This is a genomic window from Mucilaginibacter sp. (assembly GCF_036383575.1).
In the GTDB taxonomy this organism is placed as follows: domain Bacteria; phylum Bacteroidota; class Bacteroidia; order Sphingobacteriales; family Sphingobacteriaceae; genus Mucilaginibacter.
The window spans coordinates 1-5,480 of the sequence record NZ_DASVOB010000876.1 but is presented as its reverse complement, the minus strand read 5'-3'; the positions used below and the strand labels follow the sequence as shown (position 1 = coordinate 5,480).

Annotated in this window: 6 protein-coding genes; all 6 read left to right on the top strand. The window is 42.5% G+C overall.

Going from position 1 to position 5,480, the window contains the following annotated elements; translation table 11 throughout:
* A partial coding sequence (locus VF500_RS30770) for a hypothetical protein (RefSeq protein WP_330863316.1) occupies positions 1-402 on the top strand: 402 nt, incomplete at its 5' end.
* A complete protein-coding gene (locus VF500_RS30765) occupies positions 395-1,414 on the top strand; it encodes a glycosyltransferase (protein ID WP_330863315.1) in 1,020 nt (339 codons plus the stop codon). The genes VF500_RS30770 and VF500_RS30765, both read left to right, overlap by 8 nt.
* On the top strand, positions 1,404-2,606 hold the full coding sequence (locus tag VF500_RS30760) for a glycosyltransferase family 1 protein (protein WP_330863314.1): 1,203 nt from the start codon (positions 1,404-1,406) through the stop codon (positions 2,604-2,606). Before VF500_RS30765 ends, VF500_RS30760 begins: the two co-directional genes overlap by 11 nt.
* Positions 2,545-3,672 carry a DUF1972 domain-containing protein gene (locus tag VF500_RS30755; RefSeq protein ID WP_330863313.1) on the top strand — a complete coding sequence of 376 codons (1,128 nt, stop codon included), beginning with the start codon at positions 2,545-2,547 and terminating at the stop codon, positions 3,670-3,672. Before VF500_RS30760 ends, VF500_RS30755 begins: the two co-directional genes overlap by 62 nt.
* Positions 3,647-4,912 (top strand): O-antigen ligase family protein, encoded by a 1,266-nt coding sequence (locus tag VF500_RS30750; protein ID WP_330863312.1) that lies wholly within the window; start codon positions 3,647-3,649, stop codon positions 4,910-4,912. The genes VF500_RS30755 and VF500_RS30750 overlap by 26 nt, the downstream gene beginning before the upstream one ends.
* Before the next feature lie 61 nt (positions 4,913-4,973).
* Positions 4,974-5,480, top strand: a 507-nt coding sequence (locus VF500_RS30745) for a hypothetical protein (protein WP_330863311.1), incomplete at its 3' end; no start/stop codon positions are given.

Below are 5,480 nucleotides of genomic sequence, written 5' to 3'. Positions count from 1 at the left end.
ATCAGGGGCGATTATCCCCCAAAATACATCTATATCAACCCGGCGTTTATGCATAACCATCTGGATCTGTACCTAAGCTTCTTCAGCAAGAATGCCGAGTTCCGTTCGGTGCGCAATAACCCCTACTCCACTTACGACCAGATGCTGAGCGAATATGGTATCTTCGGGCTGCTTGCCCTAATTATATTTTACTTAGGCTTTTTTGCCCGGCATTATAAAAATCTTAGTTACGGTTTGCCTATCCTGATGATGGTAGCAGGCCTGTTTTTCCTCGATTATTGGTTTGAGCAACTCTCTGCACTGCTATTTTTTGAACTGATGCTATTCCTTAATATAAAAGAAACTACTACATCCAACTTGAAAACAGAAAATACAGTGCCGGAGGAACTTGCATATGTATAGCCCTCAAATTACTGTTTTAATGCCCGCTTACAACGCAGGCAAATATATCCGCGAAGCCATTACATCGGTACTTGAACAAACCTTTACCGATTTTGAACTGCTCATTATAAACGACGGCTCAACTGATGATACACTTAAGGTCATAATGTCATTTAATGATGAACGGATAGTGGTTTTAAACCAACAGAATAAAGGTGTAGCAGCAGCACTTAATAATGGTTTGCGCCATGCCCGCGCTCCCTATATCGCCCGTTTTGATGCCGACGATGTCTGTTACCCTTACCGTTTACAGGTTCAGTATGATTTTATCACTTCGCACCCATATTACAGCATTATTGGCTCGGGAGTTGATTATACCGATGTTCAGGGCGACCTCATATTTACCTGGCAGCCCGATGCCCTAAGCCATAACGAGATCAGGCAGCTGAGCTACAGGATTTGCCCATTTATTCATTCCAGCGTGTTTTACAAACGGGATGCGGTTTTAAACGCCGGCGGTTACAACGAACTTGCCTATACTTTTGAAGATCATTTTCTGTGGGCAGGCATCCTTAAGCACGAAAAGGCTTTCAACCTTAACCAGCCGCTTATCAAAGTAAGGCTTAATGCCGAATCTATCACCATTGATGAAAAATGGCGCACAGGTAAGTTCAGGCAGATCAAGTACAGTACCCTGCGCAAATTGAGCATTACCGAAGCCGAAGGAAGGCAGTTATCCGAGATCGGTATTAAACAACTGTCTCCACGTATCAAAAAAGGGGCTTATCATGCCTTGCTCGGCAAAAAATACCTGTGGAATAACTATCAGCCTGAAAAAGCAAGAGAAAACCTGATCAAAACATTATCTATCAGTCCATTGCATATCAAAAATTACTTTTTACTACTGATGTCATTTCTGCCTGAGCGTGCGCTGCTCAAGCTATATCAATTAGGCAAAGGTAATTTCCGCTTAACCGGGCCTGAATTGCCGGCCACTGTTTTAAATCAAAAGGAGTTGAACTATGGCAGCTAAAAGGATCAAACTATTTGTTGATGCGCACTCCTTTGATAAAGAATTTCAGGGGGCGCAAACCTTTATACGCGAGTTATACAACCACCTGCTTGCCGAGCGCCCTGATATAGATATCTATATCGGCGCCCGCGATACCGAAAATATTCGCAAACAGTTCCCGTTGTTACCACCGCAAAACATATTGCCCTATAAAAACCGGGGAGTGAACATTCTGCGGTTCATCTTCGACATCCCGGCTTACATCAAAAAACACAGGTTTGATTTTGCGCATTTCCAATACATCAGCCCTAAAAAAATAGCGGGCTGCAGCTACATTGTAACCATGCATGATATGCTTTTTAATGATTTCAGGAAGGATTTTCCTATCCTGTTCAGCATACCACGCAATTATCTTTTTGGCCGCAGCATTAAAAGTGCCGATATCAAAACTACGGTATCCGATTATTCAAAAGATCGCATCTGTGATTATTACCAGATCCCTGAAGATGAAGTACACATCATCCAAAACGGAGTAAGTAGTTCATTACTGCAATACCAGTCCTCAAAACAGGAGGCAGAAGATTGGGTGGCAGAAAAATTTGGCATCAGAGATTTCATTCTGTATACCAGCCGTATTGAACCCCGCAAAAACCACCTTTTATTACTGCAGAAGTATTTAAAACTAAAACTATATGAACAAGGCACAAGTCTGGTATTCATTGGTAAAGCATCAATAAAAACACCGGGTTTAGCTAAGCTTATCAAAAACTTAACGCCTGAACAAAGACAGTTTTTCAGATGGATACCACAGGCAGAGCAAGCCGACCTGGCCGCTTTTTACCGGGCTTGCAAACTGTTTGTATATCCTTCAAAAGCCGAAGGCTTTGGCATTCCACCGCTGGAAGCTGCCATTTGCGGGGTACCTGTGCTGTGTTCATCAGCAACAGCTATGAAAAACTTTAGCTTTTTTGCACCATATACCTTTAACCCGGCAAACCATGCCGATTTTGAGCAAAAGCTGGCACTTGCCGCTCAGCAACCTCCCGGCTATGCTTTTACCGGCCAGGTAGCGCGCCATGTTGAACAGCAGTATCACTGGCAAAAAAGCACCATCATATTTTACAACTTGTTACAAGCAAACTTTCATTGTCATGAAACTAAAAATAGCGATCTTAGGCACGAGGGGCATCCCGAACTATTATGGCGGGTTTGAGCATATCTCCGAATATGTATCTGCCGGATTGGTAAAAAAAGGGCACTCAGTTACTGTTTACAATTCGCACAACCATCCTTACAAAGCCGACACCTGGAATGGTGTTAACATTGTACACTGCTACGATCCGGAATACCTGGTTGGTACTGCCGGGCAGTTTGCTTATGATTTTAACTGCCTTATGGATGCCCGGAAACGCAAGTTTGACGTGGTACTACTTATGGGTTATACCAGCAGTTCGGTTTGGGGCCACCTTTACCCGCCCAACAGCGTCATCATTACCAATATGGATGGCCTGGAGTGGAAACGCTCCAAATACTCAAAACCGGTACAAAAGTTTTTGAAGTACGCCGAAAAACTGGCCGTGAAACACAGCCAGTACTATATCTCTGATTCAAGAGTGATCAGATCTTACCTGAAGGATAAGTACGAGGTTGACAGCCGTTACATTCCTTACGGTGCCGATCTTTTTTCGGAACAGGAACGTGAGCAAGTTGATAAAAGCGAGGTGCTTAAGGAAGACTATTTTTTACTGATGGCCCGCATGGAACCCGAAAACAATATCGAAACCATTTTAGAAGGTTTTAATAATAGCTCCTCAAAAAAAAGCTTCATGGTTTTGGGTGATACCGGCAACCGCTTCGGCAAATTCATTACCCATAAATTTAAAAATGACGATCGCATACAGTTTAAAGGTTCCAACTTTGACAATTCGGTTGTGCGCGCGCTCCAGAACAATAGCTACCTGTATTTCCACGGGCATAGCGTAGGTGGCACTAACCCATCCCTGCTTGAAGCTATGGCCAGTGAAGCCCTCATTGCCGCGCACAATAACCCTTTCAATAAATCGGTACTTAACTCGGATGCTTTTTATTTTGATAATTCTACTGAAGTGCGACACTTGGTTGAGAACGTACAGCGCAAAGACACCGAACGCGAAATGGTGAAAAACAACCTGCACAAAATACAAAACCAGTTTAGCTGGGAGGTAGTGATTAACGATTACGAGGATTTTATAATGGAATGCTACAGGGAACAACATGGAGAAATTATTCAAGCCAGATGATACGCTCAACAACAGGATCAGTTATTACCTGCTGATGCTGTTGCTGCTGAGCCTGCCGTTCAACCTGTTTTATAGTCACCTGTTTTTAATAGGGCTGGCCCTGCATACTATTATACAAATTCGAAAAGCTGCAATAAAGCCTGTATTAACAAGCACTAACTTTGCTTTGTCGGCTGTGTTTTTTGTAACGCTTTTTAGCGTTATTTACAGTACCAATAAACCCCAGGCATTTACGGAGTTAGGCAGGCAGGTTACCATTTTACTTATCCCTTTGATCTTTTGCTTCAACCCACTCGATGTAAAAAAATACCGGCATAATTTTTTGCTCGTATTTTCATTGGGCTGTACCATCACTATCAGCTATCTTTTTTTAAAGGCGATTTTTACCATAAAATATTATCATCTGCCTATAAAAGCATTAGCTTCTCCCACGTTCACAAACCATAACTTTTCGGAACCGCTGGACATTCATGCTACATTTTTCTCCATGCAAATAGCTATAGCACTTGTTTATCTGCTGTATGTTTTCGTACGGGAAACGGCAAAGGCTTATAAGCTTTGCTGGCTTATTTGCTGTGGTGTTTTAGCCCTTGGGATCCTGCAACTTAGCTCAAAATCGATTTTTATCGCCTTGCTGCTTATTATTAATATCGCGCTGCCATGGTTCATGCTTAAAGGGCGCAGCCGTTTCAGGTTCGTAGCTGTTAGTGTATCATTATTTATCGCGGTGATGGCAGGGATTTATACCAGGGATACTTTTAAAGAGCGCTATGTAACCGAGTTAAAAAAAGACCTGAGCCAATCAACCGATGCAGAACTTACTGATCCGCGACTGTCGCGCTGGAGTGTGGCTATGGGTGTTGGTGCCCAATCGCCGGTTATAGGGCATGGAGCAGGCACCGAAATTGGCTTGTTGAAAGATCCATTCTTTGATCATCAATTTTACCGATCGTACCTGGCAGAACTAAATGCGCATAACCAGTTCATTAGTTTTTTCATTAAATCGGGAGTTATTGGCCTGCTGATCTATCTGTTTGTGCTTACTGTCGGGATCAGAACCGCCATCGCAAAACGCGACTTATTACTGATGGCCTTTATGGTTATCATAACCGCCGTTTCCTTATCCGAAAACTTTTTAGATGTGGATAAGGGCATCTTTTTTTACAGTGTATTTTTCTCATTACTAATATTTTCCACAGCCTCGCAGCCGACTGAAAACCCGGTCAAAAATATTGTGTAATTAGTTTATTCACAGGCAACCAAAGCCATTAGGGGTACGTCATCATTATATATACAAAGACGTGAAAAGTACAGTCACCTTAATTGAACCAAACAATAAACGATTGTTAAACACCCGGAATAATATCTTAGCTACCCTTGCCTATTTTGACATGTGGGATTATCCGTTAACCTACGGCGAAATATTCCTGTTCCTGGAAAATAAATACGGCCAGCATGATTTTACTGAGGCGCTTGATCAATTGATCATCAGTAAGCTGGTGTTTCATTTTGATAAGTTCTACTCGCTTAAAAATGATTATATGGTTGCGGTAAGGCGCAACAAGGGGAATAAAAAAGCAGCCGAACTGATCAACAAAGCAAAAGAAGTCGGCGCTTTCCTGATCAGGTTTCCGTATGTGCGAGGCATAGGCATTTCAGGCTCTTTGTCTAAAAACTGCGCCGACGACAATTCAGACATCGATTTCTTTATCATTACCGAACGTAACAGACTTTGGCTTGCGCGCACATTTATGCACATGTTCAAAAAGCTTACCTTTTTGGTTGGTAAACAGCACAACTACTGCATG

Coding starts and splice junctions, on each gene's coding strand:
- VF500_RS30755 (WP_330863313.1), top strand. CDS start 2,545: ATGAAACTAAAAATAGCGATCTTAGGCACGAGGGGCATCCCGAACTAT.
- VF500_RS30760 (WP_330863314.1), top strand. CDS start 1,404: ATGGCAGCTAAAAGGATCAAACTATTTGTTGATGCGCACTCCTTTGAT.
- VF500_RS30750 (WP_330863312.1), top strand. CDS start 3,647: ATGGAGAAATTATTCAAGCCAGATGATACGCTCAACAACAGGATCAGT.
- VF500_RS30765 (WP_330863315.1), top strand. CDS start 395: ATGTATAGCCCTCAAATTACTGTTTTAATGCCCGCTTACAACGCAGGC.